Origin of the sequence: Sulfitobacter aquimarinus (assembly GCF_040149565.1) — a bacterium.
GTDB classification, from domain to species: domain Bacteria; phylum Pseudomonadota; class Alphaproteobacteria; order Rhodobacterales; family Rhodobacteraceae; genus Sulfitobacter; species Sulfitobacter aquimarinus.
Genome location: NZ_JBEFLO010000018.1, coordinates 1 through 13,080, shown reverse-complemented (window position 1 = coordinate 13,080; position 13,080 = coordinate 1). Strand labels below are relative to the sequence as shown.

13 protein-coding genes and 1 tRNA gene are annotated in these 13,080 nt (G+C 53.6%); 7 read left to right on the top strand and 7 right to left on the bottom strand.

All coding sequences use genetic code 11. The features are described from left to right. Positions 1-160: 160 nt before the first annotated feature. Positions 161-409 (bottom strand): integrase core domain-containing protein, encoded by a 249-nt coding sequence (locus ABMC88_RS18360; protein WP_349578345.1) that lies wholly within the window; start codon positions 407-409, stop codon positions 161-163. Between the two features lie 964 nt (positions 410-1,373). On the opposite strand from ABMC88_RS18360, the gene ABMC88_RS18355 reads away from it, so the two are divergent. After that, positions 1,374-1,450: transfer RNA gene (locus ABMC88_RS18355), tRNA-Met, on the top strand. Here the strand turns inward: ABMC88_RS18355 and ABMC88_RS18350 are convergent. From ABMC88_RS18350 to ABMC88_RS18330, 5 genes are all read right to left on the bottom strand, one after another. Next, positions 1,407-3,056 (bottom strand): recombinase family protein, encoded by a 1,650-nt coding sequence (locus tag ABMC88_RS18350; RefSeq protein WP_349578346.1) that lies wholly within the window; start codon positions 3,054-3,056, stop codon positions 1,407-1,409. The two genes, ABMC88_RS18355 and ABMC88_RS18350, sit on opposite strands and share 44 nt — an antisense overlap. A 48-nt stretch (positions 3,057-3,104) precedes the next feature. Then, entirely contained in the window at positions 3,105-3,317 is a 213-nt protein-coding gene (locus ABMC88_RS18345; protein ID WP_349578344.1) for a hypothetical protein, read from the bottom strand. A gap of 199 nt (positions 3,318-3,516) precedes the next feature. Continuing rightward, a complete protein-coding gene (locus ABMC88_RS18340; protein ID WP_349578343.1) occupies positions 3,517-3,825 on the bottom strand; it encodes a hypothetical protein in 309 nt (102 codons plus the stop codon). Beyond that, complete coding sequence (locus ABMC88_RS18335) at positions 3,800-3,964, bottom strand: hypothetical protein (RefSeq protein WP_349578342.1); 165 nt, start codon at positions 3,962-3,964, stop codon at positions 3,800-3,802. Before ABMC88_RS18335 ends, ABMC88_RS18340 begins: the two co-directional genes overlap by 26 nt. Beyond that, on the bottom strand, positions 3,961-4,527 hold the full coding sequence (locus ABMC88_RS18330) for a type II toxin-antitoxin system PemK/MazF family toxin (RefSeq protein WP_349578340.1): 567 nt from the start codon (positions 4,525-4,527) through the stop codon (positions 3,961-3,963). The genes ABMC88_RS18335 and ABMC88_RS18330 overlap by 4 nt, the downstream gene beginning before the upstream one ends. Before the next feature lie 971 nt (positions 4,528-5,498). On the opposite strand from ABMC88_RS18330, the gene ABMC88_RS18325 reads away from it, so the two are divergent. The 6 genes from ABMC88_RS18325 to ABMC88_RS18300 all read left to right on the top strand — a co-directional run bounded on the left by ABMC88_RS18325 (position 5,499) and on the right by ABMC88_RS18300 (position 12,080). Beyond that, positions 5,499-6,272: a DUF1828 domain-containing protein gene (locus ABMC88_RS18325; protein WP_349578339.1), complete on the top strand. Its 774-nt coding sequence runs from the start codon at positions 5,499-5,501 to the stop codon at positions 6,270-6,272. Between the two features lie 936 nt (positions 6,273-7,208). Next, positions 7,209-7,994: a HipA family kinase gene (locus ABMC88_RS18320; RefSeq protein WP_349578338.1), complete on the top strand. Its 786-nt coding sequence runs from the start codon at positions 7,209-7,211 to the stop codon at positions 7,992-7,994. Then, entirely contained in the window at positions 7,991-8,776 is a 786-nt protein-coding gene (locus ABMC88_RS18315) for a DUF3037 domain-containing protein (protein WP_349578337.1), read from the top strand. The genes ABMC88_RS18320 and ABMC88_RS18315 overlap by 4 nt, the downstream gene beginning before the upstream one ends. A gap of 182 nt (positions 8,777-8,958) precedes the next feature. Next, the gene (locus tag ABMC88_RS18310) at positions 8,959-9,990 is read left to right on the top strand and encodes a reverse transcriptase family protein (protein ID WP_349578336.1); all 1,032 of its coding nucleotides are present in this window, start codon (positions 8,959-8,961) and stop codon (positions 9,988-9,990) included. A gap of 221 nt (positions 9,991-10,211) precedes the next feature. Next, on the top strand, positions 10,212-11,513 hold the full coding sequence (locus tag ABMC88_RS18305; RefSeq protein ID WP_349578335.1) for a plasmid recombination protein: 1,302 nt from the start codon (positions 10,212-10,214) through the stop codon (positions 11,511-11,513). Positions 11,514-11,663: 150 nt separating this feature from the next. After that, entirely contained in the window at positions 11,664-12,080 is a 417-nt protein-coding gene (locus ABMC88_RS18300; RefSeq protein ID WP_349578333.1) for a hypothetical protein, read from the top strand. Between the two features lie 353 nt (positions 12,081-12,433). Here the strand turns inward: ABMC88_RS18300 and ABMC88_RS18295 are convergent. Continuing rightward, on the bottom strand, positions 12,434-13,080 hold a 647-nt coding region (locus ABMC88_RS18295), incomplete at its 5' end, for a calcium-binding protein (protein ID WP_349578332.1).

Below are 13,080 nucleotides of genomic sequence, written 5' to 3'. Positions count from 1 at the left end.
ACATGAAAAGCAACAGCTCCATAACACCAATATCATGCCCATTATCGCCGCATACGTGAGCCCAGTTCCATCCAGCTCTGCGCAAAGTCCTTAGTGTTAAATTTTTTGCGTCAGGCCTCCTTCTTGTCCATCGCCCTCCTCTGCAATAATTCCATTGGCGTCAGATTGCCCAAGGCTGAATAGGGTCTGCGGCAAATGTAGCCGTCCCGCTATTTTTGAGCGTTCTGTGCGCCTCGCTCAACATGCCGAACAGCGTTTCATTGAGGCATTCTTTACGTACCTTGCCGTTGAAGCCGTTCTGCTGGGGATTTCTGGGGCCCATGTAATGCCAATCGATGCTTTCATCCTGAACCCATTTGAGGATTGTCATGTTGGTGAAATCGGTCTCATTGTCCGAAACTATCGTCATTCGGGCACCGTGCTCAGCAATGACGCGATCCAGTTACCGACCAACACAATGCCCTGATAGTGCTGTATCCGTGATCAGACCAGGTTCCCGCGGCTATAGACATCGACAACTGCCAAGTTGCTGAAACGACGCACGTTTGTCAGCGGATCTAACACAGAATCCAACGGCCAACGCTGGTTCGGGGCGTCTGCAACCACCATCGACTTCCTCGTGCTCGAAGCATGCCTTCGGCCGCCGCTGACTGACCTGAAATTGTTCCATCGGCTGCGCCACAGCTTTCCGCTTTCCAACGGGCGTCACCATTTTTTTGAATTGATGTCTCAGAGCATCGCGTTGCCAAACTTCTGTTCGGCCAATCGCTTCTTCAGCTTACCGTTCTCGTGCTCCAAAGCCCGCAACCGCTTCACTTCAGACGGCCCCATACCGCCATGCTGCGATTAGTATTTGTAGAAGATTGCTGAGCTGGTCCTATGCCGCCGACGTACATCAGCGGGCTTCTCACCAGATTCATCTTCCTTGATCGTCGCCTCTCTGGGGATCGTGCTTCGGATAACGCTGGCGGGCAGTGTATGATCTATTCGTCCGTAAATCGTGCCTTAGTTTGTCCGTCCTTCCGTGGGGCAGGCTCTACACCAAACTGCGTGAGTATTTGGGGGCTCAGGTCAAAGGCTGTGAACCCAAAGTCGGCAAACTCTCGTCGTCAATTAGGGGGGGGGCTCGGGGGGGGGGGGGGTGGGCAGGATAGGCTGGCAAAGTGAGTTGGAACTGTTCTCGACCCAAATCTTAAAACATCCGCTGGAGACACAGCAGAATTTTTGCCAACAGTTCTACTGTGGCAAGCCGTCGATCAACTTATTCTGTCCCGGCCATGTGCCATGAAATAGAAAATCGAAATTAAGTGGGATTATCCTCTCCGAGAACGCTTGCACTACCTGATTGCTTCCTCTATCAGCACTCATGTTGGCGCGGGATGGAGCAGCCCGGTAGCTCGTCAGGCTCATAACCTGAAGGTCGTAGGTTCAAATCCTACTCCCGCAACCAACTTTAGCGAAGTTTCGCTTTCAGCAAGGCCCGCCTCTTCGGCGGGCCTTGCTGCGTTTAGGATCTCCAATAGCTTGCCACGCAGTTCGAGATGGTGAACCTTCTCGTCAGCGTTCCAATCAACCGACACAGTATCAACCAAGCTGTGCAGCTCCTCGCTGGCGCGGCCAGATACCTCTTCGTCTTGCAGGGTCGCCACAATGTCCTCGACATAGGCTCGGTAAAGGGCAGGCAGATCGGTGGGCAAGGTGATCGGCTCTGGTGTGAGTGCAGTGCGTTTCGCGCGGGCTTCAATTAACTCTGCGTCTACTTTGTTGAGCTGTGCGACAATCGGGGCGGAGAAATCGCCATCCTCAACCGCCTTCATCAGGTTGGCGTGCCTTGTCTCCAGCTTGCGGATGTTCTGGTCGTGAATGCGTAGCACATCCTCACGCTCCTTCTCGGCGAATTTCATCCGCGCCACAAACTTCTCCCTAAACTCGGCATAGGCTTCGTCTTGCATCAGCCCGGTCTTGAGGCCTGAGAGAATTGAGACGGCCGCATCCTGCTCTTTCAAACCAGGCATACCGGCGCAGATGGCCGTACCTTTTTCCTTGGCGTTGGCGCAGGAATAGCGCCGTGCCTTGCCGCTCCCCGCTATGGTAAGGTTGCCGCCACATTGGCCGCAGGATAACAGACCTGACAGCAGATACTTGCGACGCCGCATCCCCTGAGCCACGGAGAGGCCGTTGGGGTCGCTTGCAGCTTGTTTAATTCGTAGGCGTTGCTGGGCTGTCTGACGTGCTTTTGCCGCCTCCCAGACGGATTGTTCTACGATCCGTAGGTCTGGGGCCTCAAACACAATCCAGTCTTCCTGTGAATTCAGCCGCGAGACTCGTTTGCCAGTCTCGGGGTGTTTGGAATAGCGCAGCCGGTTCCAAACGCGCCGTCCAATGTAGAGCTCGTTGTTCAGGATTCCGGTGCCGCGCTCTCGATTGCCGTTGATGGTGGTCTGACGCCAGTGGCCGGAACTATTTCCCTTGCCGCGCGGAGCAGGGATTCCGTCGGCACTTAGATCGGTGGCAATTTGGATCGGTGATTTTCCCGCGGCGTATTCCGTGAATATCCGCTCCACCACCAGCGCCTCATCGCCGTTGATGTCCTGCTCGCCCTTGATGACGTCGCCGGCTGCTGTGCGGCGCACACAATACCCATAGGACAGGCCGCCTGCGCTTTTGCCGGCCTCAATTTTACCAATCAAGCCGCGCCGTGTTTTGTAGGAGAGCTCTTCGAGAAATATTTGGGCGAATGTGCCCAGGATGCCGATGTCGAAGATACCAAGTTTGCCACGATGCAACTGGTGCAGCTCACAGTCCGCGTGGCGGGCTTCTTTGTAAAACGCCATCAAAAACTCAAGGTCCCGCGCCAAGCGGTCGAGATGTTCAAACAGGACGATGTCGAACTGCCCGGCTTTTACGGCGGCCAGCAGTGCCTCATAGCCTGGGCGTCCTTTGGTGGCCCCGCTGAGAGCTGTATCCTGGAATACTTGGACAACTGACCATCCCTCACGTTCCGCGTGTTTGCGGCATTCGCGTTCCTGATCCTCGGATGACTTTGGGTTTTGCATATCTGTTGAGAAGCGGGCGTAAATCGCAACGCGGGGCGTATCGGTCATTTATGGTCTCCTTGCGCCGTGAGGCTGCCGCAGGATCTCGTGAAAGACAAATTCAATTTGACCGAAACGGCAGCTGTGCTGCCATAGTCCTGCCAAAGTTGCCGCTATTATCAAGATCACTGCGTTCGGTGTTTCTTCCGTCGTTCCGCCCTCCTGGGTGGCCCGCTTGGCGGCGACTTCGGCAATCAGGTTGATCAGATTTGTGAGGGTCATTCGCTTCTCCTTCGGTTGTGGACACACGAAAACCAACAACACGATGAGACCGGTGGCCTGCTACGGTTGGTCGTTTACGCCCGCACAGAGAGGATCTGTGCGGGCGTCTCATTTTGGGGCGGCGCGCGGGCATCTGTAGCAGCAGAAGGGTCGCCAGCGCGCCTGACGCGGGGTGTCTAAGCCCGAGTGTCTCTGTAAATCAAAGCGCCAGGCGCAACGTGTCCAGGGCTTCTTGCGCGTGCATCAGGTCGTGCACGGCTTGCAGGGTCTCGTAGAGCTCGAAGAACATAATCATCGCGCGGCCCAACTCATCCGCCCGCGCCGTTGTGCGCCTCTCCTGCCAGCATGCAGGTGCGGAAACGTTGCATTCATCGTAGTCGCGGTGTTGATGCACGGTCGTGCCCTTGTCGATCTCCCGGGTGAGGAAATCCATTTGCACGTCCAACTCCTCCAGGATCTCTGGTTTGAAGATCTGGCGGGCCTCAATCATCTTGATCAGCCGGCTCAAAGCCGACGCGCTCCAGCGGTTGGATGTTGTGCAGCACGTCCATCCGGACCGCCGTGATGCAATCGCGGGATTTGGCAAAGGCTGCCGCAGCGATGGCTTCGATATTGTCATATGTAATGGGCAAAAGGTGGTGGGTCATACGAGACCTCCTTTGGATTTGAGGGTGATGGCTGCGCGAGATGCGCGGTTCCGCTCCAGGAAACCGCTCTCTTCGCGTAGCCTTCGCGCCTGTTCCTCCCAGCGCTCCCGCCGGGCCTCGGCCTTGATGTCTGCCTCGGCCTGCAGGCGGGCCCGCACGGCATTCATCCGGTCCAACAGGGGCGGATCAAGGCGACCAATCAGGGTGCCCCGCACATCGCTGCCCTCAAAGCCAGGATGGTTGATGCTGACGATCACACGGCGCGGGCAGACAAAGCGGGAGGGGCGATCCAGCCCCGCCGCGTGGCAGGAGGCGGTGTGTCCGACGCGGACCTCATATCCTGTGTTGGCCTTGGTGCGGGCGGAGGTGCCGTAGGCCAGTTCGACAAACTTGGTGCCGTTCAGCTCAAAGACATCGAGCACCAGGCAGGGGCGCCGTTTGGGCTGCTCTGTTGGGCCATCGGTGTCCTCATTGATCGGAAAGGCAAACAGAACAACGTCACCGCGCTCGACAAGGTCTTTCCAGTCGAAGTCCGGCACGAAGGATTGGGGGGAGTAATACATCTGGGGACTCCATTGATGTGATTGAAAATCGACACCAGCTTTGGAAACCTAAAAGGCCTCCCGTTTTGCTGCGCGTCACAAAAAACGCGCAGCAAAACGGGAGGCAAAAAGAACAGGGAGAGCGGCGAGAGGGAAAACCTCTCGTCAAAATTTGGGAAAGCGACGGGGGAGGAGGGAGCGGTCCAACTTAACACCTGGCAGATGGCAACCGTAACTGGGTTCTTACCTGTACCTTGTGCGTCGGCCCTCCGTGCGACATTGCCCACGGTTGTGTTAAGGCTCCAAGATGCTCAAGGATACACCATACATAGAGCAGATCTGGCGATACTCACAGTAAATACACGACACGAACATTAGCCTGAACGTGGCTTCATGCGGGTAACATAATCGAAACAGGAAATTTGGAAGTTCGCATCACCGAAGACCCGAGTTTGACAGAGCGTAGTCTTCAGCACTACGAGGGTTCTTAGGTTATTTTGGATCACAGCATTATGAAGGTAAAAGACGTCATTCGCCTCGAAAAGGCGGTTATAGACTACGGTCAATGGTCAGTTGGTGAGATTGACCGTGCCTTATGGCCATTGCGCCGCAAAAAAACTAAAGTTCTCGCCAGACTGGCAATGGCGTGTTGTGTCTCTATGCTCTGATGAATACGAGTTACGCGTTCTCTTGCAGTTGAACCCACTGCTTGAAAAATTTCACGCTATGCTCGGGCAGTTGCGAGGAGAGCAGCTTGCAGTGCTGTGTAGTCATGATCTTCACACATCGCATTCAAATTGGCACTGCCATGTTGCTACCGGGGAAATAGATAAGGTGCTTCCCGGGGTTACGCGAGATCGCGATACATTTAGATACTGGCCGAGCTATACTGGGGAATGCACAGAGGAGTTTGACGTCACGCCTCACAGTGCCATGATGATAGCGTCAAAGCTGTACCGCTTTGCCGCTCCGGCCCAAGGAGAGATGATATTATGACCGTGCAGAAGAAGATCTGCGCTGCATTTTGCGAGGGTCTCTCCGTCCGAGAGATTCCACTGGGTTACGCAATCAAAACACCCTTTAGCTGGCTGCATGGTGAACCATTAGTGGTGTTTGGCGAAAAATCAGAAGGCCTGGTTCGTATGCGTGATGGAGGTGATACACTGGCTCTTCTTGAGGACGTTGCCGGTGACCTCACGACCGATACGAAGATGGACGCGATGAGACGGCTCGCGATAGAGCACGGTATCGCCTTCGACGAAGAGAATTCCCTTTTCTTTAGTGATTGGACTGAAGAGGCCAATTTGGGTGGGGCAGCTGTAAGGTTCATGTCGTTTCTGAACCGCATTCAGGACCTTGCGTTTCTGTCACGTGAGAGGGTCAGCAACGCATTCCGTGAGGAACTTGCTGAGGCGATCAAGGAGCGATTTGGGGCGCGTTTCCATGTCGGCGAGCGAGAAGCCTTATCCAATGAGCACAAGGAATACACCGCCGACATTATCATCCGTGATGCTAAAATTCAGGCGGCTGTGTACGCTGCGACGAGCGAAGTAAACGTTCTCGAAGCGCTGCTGACCGAGCAGGTCTTTAGAAACGGTGAGGACGTGAAGACCGTGCCGGTGGTAGTCTTTGAAGATTTCATGCAGAGCAAGGTGAAAACTAAAACGCGCCGTCGGGCAATGAACAGCTCTGGCATTGAAATCGCAGATTGGGCTGGAGGCCCGGATGAAGTCCTTGCGAAAATCGATCAGCTTTTGAAGGTCTAAGCGCAAAGAACCACAAACCTTAAGAGCTTCTGCCAGCGTTTATCAGCGAGATCATTTTCGATGTCACCTCCCAAAAACGGCATTAAGCGGTAGATAAACTGAGCTGCCCGAGCAAACAATCATGAACTCCGGCGAGGCGATCCTACGAGCGTCAAACGTCAGCGCATATGACGGCGTTCTCAGTTTTCACCGTCGGAGACGCCAGATAGGGTGCAGGGATAGACGGCAAGTGATCCCTGCCTTGGAGCGTCCAGAGAGGGGAAGCCACCCTCTTTGGTCCCAGCTGGACAGGCTGCCAGGGGGTGCAGGGGGAGTGGCGAACGACGACCCTGCGAGTGGGGATGAAAGGGGTGGGCGAAACCTCCCTTTCTCGGGCTGAAAGCCCCGTGAGGGTTTGGGAGAGTTGGACGTCTCCCAAGGTCTCCGCAGGCGGCCAGGGTCCAGGGGCGCGCCCCTGGCGAACGCGCAGCTCGAACGCAGAACCGAAGGGCCGGAGTGCGAGCTGCTTAGTGAGTAAATGACCCGCGCTCTGAGCTGGGACACAAGTCGTTCTCGGGCCACACCGGTCATTCATTGCAGACGCAACGAAAGTCAGTTCCCAGCCCAAAGCAATCGCCGCGGCACAGCTCTCTGATACTGGGAAATTGATTTCAGTCGGTTCCCAACAGTCGTTGACAATCCGACGCCCTCGCGGGAAGCTCTAAAGATCGCATGTTCGAGTTTCTCCAGGAAATTGGCTAGATCACCGCAAATGCCTGTGTCGCAATTGGATATCTGATAAAATCGACGGATAACGAAGAGCGCGTCAGGACTTAATTCATTGCTAATGAATGTGCATCGACAACCTATGAAAACAGTAGTGAATCTGATATCAAAATGAATTGGAAGGTTGTTAGAATCCATAGACGTGCCACAAGCGGAAGAGCTCGCCCTCCAATGGTAACGCTCAGCAACCGTTCAGGTACTCTTGTTGAAGCTTACCTGAAGTCACCCGCATTTCATGAGGATAAATCGCCTGTCTGCCTAGAACGCGAGTGGTTTGCCTCTCATCTGGCACGTGATCTGCGTCTACCGTGTGCCAAAATCGTACCTGTCGAGGTCACCACCGAACTCATCAGGATGGCTGCTGAAGTTTTCGAAGATGATGGCGCCTTGTCGCAGGGAGCAATTCCATTATCGAAATCGCTTCAAAATGGACCGATCTTACTGATCGGTTCCATTTCCCTAGGAACCGGATGGTCTGAGTGGACGCCAGCAGCACCCGCTTCAATTGGTCAGCTTAAGGTGGCCGCCGAGATCTACTTTTTCGACACCCTCGTCCAGAACTGGGATCGCGTGATACACAATCCGAACCTATTGATAAAAAACAATTTATATGGCATGGTGGATCATGAAGAAAGTTTCGTCGAGGCAGCGGGGCTTGAAAAGGAGCGCAACTACCTGCCCAAACCTTGGATGGAGGACGGTGTGGCCAACCACAGTGGAGAGTTCGAGGAGCATCCGCTCTGGCACAAGATCAAAAATCGTCGTGGCATTTCATTTGATGGAATAGTCCGAAAGTTTAAGCACCTTACTCAAGAGCAAATTGAATCGTATGCCGCTGGAGGTGAGTTCGACATCTGGTCCCGCAGCACCGGAGACAAAATTTCTGAGTATATTTTTGAGGCAATCGAAAACGCTGAGGCGGTTCAAGATTCAATTGAGGCTAACCGAGGATCATGAATGAAACCCATTATACGTTTTCCGTTTTGCAATATCGCCACGATGCATGGGCTGGAGAAGCGCTGAATGTAGGTGTATTGCTAGCAGCTCAAGACGTTAAGTTTGTGAGTATGAAAGTCGCTTCCACTGACGAAAGGATCGAGAAGGCTTACCCAAGCGTGGATGCAATTAGAATTCGAAAACTATTGGAAGCGATTGAATTGCGGATCCAATCAGTTTCGAGTCGCGCTCGGCGAGGTTTGGTTTCCAAACATGAGTTGAGCGCATCGACAATTGCGAGTAAGTTACTGCCAGATGACGACAGTGCTTTTCGCTGGCTCGAATCAGGAGCTGGCGTGACGTCTTCTCCTGGCGAGGAGCTCGAGCTGTTGTTTTCAAGGTATGTTTCTCGATGGGACCCACAATCAGCAGCCTCCGCAGGCTTTGAGGATGAGCTGCTCCAACTTCGCAATCATAAGCTGGGCGTTGAGTACAAGTGGATTCTAAGAGCCTTATATTATCAGCAATCACTCCCGAACGCTTTGCGCGTACAAGGTCGCCTTGCGATAGAAAAGCGAATGGACTTGCTTGAGCTGGCGGGCTTACTTGAAAAAACACCTGAAAGACCTCGACTAACCAGCGAAGGTGTGCGAGCACTAAAGAAAGCATACGGAGCGAGCAAGCCCCCCTTGATCGACTTCAAACAAGACGCCCGCTTGCCAGGCAAGAGTGAAAGCAAGGAGTTCATTGTAGGAAGCTCTCTCGCGAGTTCTTTGGCTCGGGAGGTTAGAAATGGTGAGTAGTTTTAATACTGCAAGCCGGGATGGCGAGTCGCCATCCATTGACCGGACGTACAACAAGCCATTACCGTCACAATTTTCTCGCGGAGCTGCGAAAACTGTGACGGTAATTCGGACAAGTCCTCATTAGGAAAATTTATGCAAATATTTCCTATGATTTTTGGTAACCTTCAGAGCTTCCTTCAATGAACTTCTCGGGCTTAAATATCAGATTTGACGATGGTGTAGATGATGCCCATCGGAATCTAGTTTATCAGTATATTTCCAGGATTGAGAACAAAGGCCTGACGGCAATCCTGTCTCCAGAACATTTGGGCCACCTCCTTCAAATTCGCTTGGAGGATGTCTACGCGATATCCAACTCCCCGAAACATTTTTATAGGGAATACCGAGCAAAGAAAAAGAGCGGAGGCACTCGAAAGATATCAGCACCACTACCCCTGCTCCTCTTCATTCAAAGATGGGTTCTAAAGAATATTCTTGAACCTCAGGTAGTCCATCCTGCCGCTAAGGCATATCTTAAGAAATCCTCTATCAAGAAAAATGCGCGTTTCCATCGAGGTCAGCCGCATCTTTTCAAGAGTGATGTCAAAGATTTCTTCGGCTCTGTAAGTAGCGGATGGGTATACAACCACTTTCTGAGCTTAGGATACTCTCGAGCCGTCTCTATGCTCTTGACTGCCATTTGCTGCAAAGAAAACTCTCTCCCTCAAGGCGCTCCAACTAGCGGCTATCTGAGCAATATCTACATGATGAATTTTGATGAGACAGTTTTCTCATATTGCGTAAAACGGAAATTTCGCTTTACGCGTTACGCCGATGATATTTCTATCTCTGGGGGTGATATAAATTTCCTAGAATTGTCTACATTTGTGGGCCGGGAGCTTCGAAAGATCGATCTCAAGATACACTCCGGAAAAACTCGGTTAATCCGGTCGCATCAGAGACAAAAGGTCACGGGCGTAGTTGTGAACGAAAAACTTGGGCCTGGACGGGACTTCACTCGCAAGCTTCGGCAGGAGTATTATTATCTTTCCAAGTATGGAGTTAACGAGCAAGCGCGGGTTTCTGGGTGGAATAGTCCTATAGCATATCTTAACAATATCCATGGCCGGATCGCTCACGCTCTCTTCCTCACTGGGCATGACGAAAAGCTATTGGAAATGAAAAATGCTGTAGAGAAACTGCTGCGAAAGTCTGAGTATATTCGCAGATAGAGCCTGCATTTCATAGTAAATCCATTCCCTGCAGCTTCGCTGCCGTTCGTCTTGGACGCAGCGAATGACGGCTCTCCGCCCGAATTCACCTGCGTTTGATCCGCCCATGCCAGTCCAATTCTGAAGCGATTTCTTTCACCTGCAATCTTCGGCGCGTCCAAATTATGGTCCCGCAAACTGCATAACCATTTTTTCGTCTCCACCACCAAGGAGATTAAAAAATGGATGGTTCACACTTTGAAACACGCTACCCGGTTGTCCTGCGCTTTGAGGACATCGGCCCAGAAAACCTCGCAGGCTATGAGAAACACCGCAAGCGGGTCGGCGGCGATACGGGTCACATTCTTGAAGATCCGCCTGCGCCCAATCGCTTGCTGATCGGGGAAGAGGGTTGGGCTGCCACTGCCTTGGCGGAGATCGAAGAGATGAAGGCGCAGAACTTTGTGGCGGAACTGGAAGCCTTGCAGCAGCGCAACCGAAAGAAAGACATCCAGAAACGGTTTGCGGAAGGCCCGCATAATCCCTGGCGGCCAACGCGGCACGGGCCGATGCGCGAGGTGATCTTGACGGCCAACAAAGAGTGGTTCGATGCTGACCCCGCGGCTGTCTTCGGGGAAGGTGTCGAGCACAATCAACGGATCGCGGATTTTGAAGAGCGGTCGATCGCCTGGCTGAAGGATGCATTTGGCGATGATGTCATCCACGCTCGTGCGGACCTCGATGAAGAGGCCTACCACATTCACGCTGTGATCATGCCGCGCGTGCAGGTTGAGATGACACGCACGGACAAAAAAACTGGTGAGAAAAAAGTCATTGCGACGCGGCAGATGCTGCAGCCCTCCAAGTTTGACGTGATTGAAGATTATGAGCACGCCCAAGATAGCGTTGGTAAATGGTTCTCCGAGATCGGACTTGATCGTGGGGAGCGGCGCAAGGCGGCATTCCGCAAGGCAGTCGCCAAAGGTGAGACACCGCCACCAAAACGGATACACAGCAAAACGCGCGACTGGCGGCGCAAGAAGGACCTTGAGCTGACCAAGCGCGAACGCGATCTTGAGAGCCGCTCGGCCGTCGTCGAAGAGAAAGCGGCGGAGGCAGAGACCATCATTGAAATCACCGAGGCGGTGGCGCAGGGCGCGGTCGACCCCGTGGCGCAAAACGCTGAGGGTGCGTTGGCTCCGGTCAAAGGACGCGAGCGGGACGAGGTGTTTTTGTGGGCACAGCGACATGCGCAACGTTCACCTAAAGGTGCATCTCGCATTGCGAAGGCGTTCCGCCGCGGATGGGGCGCGATGTTTGAGACGGCGCGCAAAGAAGCGCTTGCGCGGGTCAATGCAGACTTCCGCGCCGCCAATAAGACGCTTGAAGAGGTGAGGGGGCTGTTGGCCAAAATTGGCGGGACTTTGGGAGCCGATCTGTCGGGCAATATCAGCAAACTTCCAGACCTGGCTCGACGTCTCAAAATGACGATTTCGGCGGGAAATCTTTCACATGAAAGATCCGCAGAGAGCCGGGAAAAATAAAAACATATATAATACAAAGATTTGAATGGTTCTCGCGCCATTTTCTCCGAGAAAAAACGATTACCCGCAGAAAAACGTTTTTATCTAATTTTTATGCCGCGGGGCAATCCCGCCCCAAGCGGTAAAAACACCAAACCAAAGGACTCTAAAATGAGCAAACGTATGTTCCGCAAGCCCGTCAAAGCCACCCGTAAGAACCGTGCTGCGGCTACAATGAGCCCGGCGATGCAAGCCGCTATGTTCAAGGTTGCAAATGTCGCGGCGAATATGTCCAGAAAGGACGAGGCCACACAACAGGCCGCCCGCAAGGCGATCGCCGATACGATCGAAGAGTGGATCGGGTTTTTGGCCGAAAACGAGCCCGAAGCCGTTGAGGACTTTTACTACGAGGTCTGCATGCTGGCGACCGCGGGCAATCGCCGCCGGATCGCAAAACACAGCCCTATGCCAGAGGGCGTCTTCGAGCGGGTCGAAGATGATCTGCGCGAGCAGAAGGAAGAGGCCAAACGCGAGGCGGAAAAGCAGCAAGACACAGAGGACGATACCAAGGAGCTGATCCCGGAGTAAGCCTTAGCCGCCTACACTGAAAAAAGTTCGCCAAAGTCCAACTCCCCCTCCCGCAACCAACTAACTCGAAAGCCCGCCCGTAAAACGGCGGGCTTTTGGTTTGTCTAGGGTCGACAACTGCCGAGAGGTGGCGAAGCCGATAAAATTGCCATCAGGTGCGGGTTCGGCCAGATGCAGAAGTACTTCTGAGGCCTGCTCCCCCACATCTCTTCAACAGCCTCATGTGTTAACCGATCCGAGGCGTTCTCTCGGCCTAACTTGCCGACCGGCGCCAGAAAATGCGGTACACTTTTTGCGCATTTGTCAGAACCGTTTCTTCCATCCTGGCCTCCGTTTCCATCGGTGCATACCCCCTAGAAAATAAAGCTGTCAAAGTGGAGCGTGTCAGAGCCTACTGAAAGAAGCGTAATCTGATCGCCTGTTTGCCCTGCGTCGAGTTCGGACAGATCAATGATTGTGGCCCAGCCTTCGTAGCGCGTGGCATCCATAACCTCGGCAAATCCTGTTGCGAAAGCGATGAGGTCGAGGAAGTCTGTGCCCGCTTCGAAATCAAAGACAAAATCCCGTCCTGTCCCTTGCATAAACACAAAGGTATCGGCGGTGGAATCTGCACCCCATGCGCCCCCCCATAGCTGATCATTTCCCGCTCCACCGTGAATAGCATCGGCACCTGAGCCGCCTACAATCTTGTCCGTACCCGCGCCACCAAACAGTACATCATCGCCTACACCACCCGACAGGAAGTCATTGCCGATATCCGCCTGAAGGACATCATCGCCTGCCTCGCCACGCATGCTGTCGTTTCCTGCGCCGCCTGCCATCACGTCATCGCCATTCGCGCCCGAGATCAGGTCGTTGCCCTGATCACCGAAAAGATCGTCGTCGCCTGTGCCGCCGTTGATATCATCATCGCCAGCGTTGCCGTGTATTTCATCGTTACCTTCGCCACCGCGCAGGCTATCGTTCCCGCGGTAATCCCCCCTAAAATTAGTGGTGTTCA

Excerpts from the sequence above, each read along its gene's own strand:
- ABMC88_RS18305 (WP_349578335.1), top strand. The coding sequence starts at position 10,212 with ATGGATGGTTCACACTTTGAAACACGCTACCCGGTTGTCCTGCGCTTT.
- ABMC88_RS18350 (WP_349578346.1), bottom strand. The coding sequence starts at position 3,056 with ATGCAAAACCCAAAGTCATCCGAGGATCAGGAACGCGAATGCCGCAAA.
- ABMC88_RS18325 (WP_349578339.1), top strand. The coding sequence starts at position 5,499 with ATGACCGTGCAGAAGAAGATCTGCGCTGCATTTTGCGAGGGTCTCTCC.
- ABMC88_RS18300 (WP_349578333.1), top strand. The coding sequence starts at position 11,664 with ATGAGCAAACGTATGTTCCGCAAGCCCGTCAAAGCCACCCGTAAGAAC.
- ABMC88_RS18315 (WP_349578337.1), top strand. The coding sequence starts at position 7,991 with ATGAATGAAACCCATTATACGTTTTCCGTTTTGCAATATCGCCACGAT.
- ABMC88_RS18335 (WP_349578342.1), bottom strand. The coding sequence starts at position 3,964 with ATGACCCACCACCTTTTGCCCATTACATATGACAATATCGAAGCCATC.
- ABMC88_RS18320 (WP_349578338.1), top strand. The coding sequence starts at position 7,209 with ATGGTAACGCTCAGCAACCGTTCAGGTACTCTTGTTGAAGCTTACCTG.
- ABMC88_RS18360 (WP_349578345.1), bottom strand. The coding sequence starts at position 409 with ATGACGATAGTTTCGGACAATGAGACCGATTTCACCAACATGACAATC.
- ABMC88_RS18330 (WP_349578340.1), bottom strand. The coding sequence starts at position 4,527 with ATGTATTACTCCCCCCAATCCTTCGTGCCGGACTTCGACTGGAAAGAC.
- ABMC88_RS18310 (WP_349578336.1), top strand. The coding sequence starts at position 8,959 with ATGAACTTCTCGGGCTTAAATATCAGATTTGACGATGGTGTAGATGAT.
- ABMC88_RS18345 (WP_349578344.1), bottom strand. The coding sequence starts at position 3,317 with ATGACCCTCACAAATCTGATCAACCTGATTGCCGAAGTCGCCGCCAAG.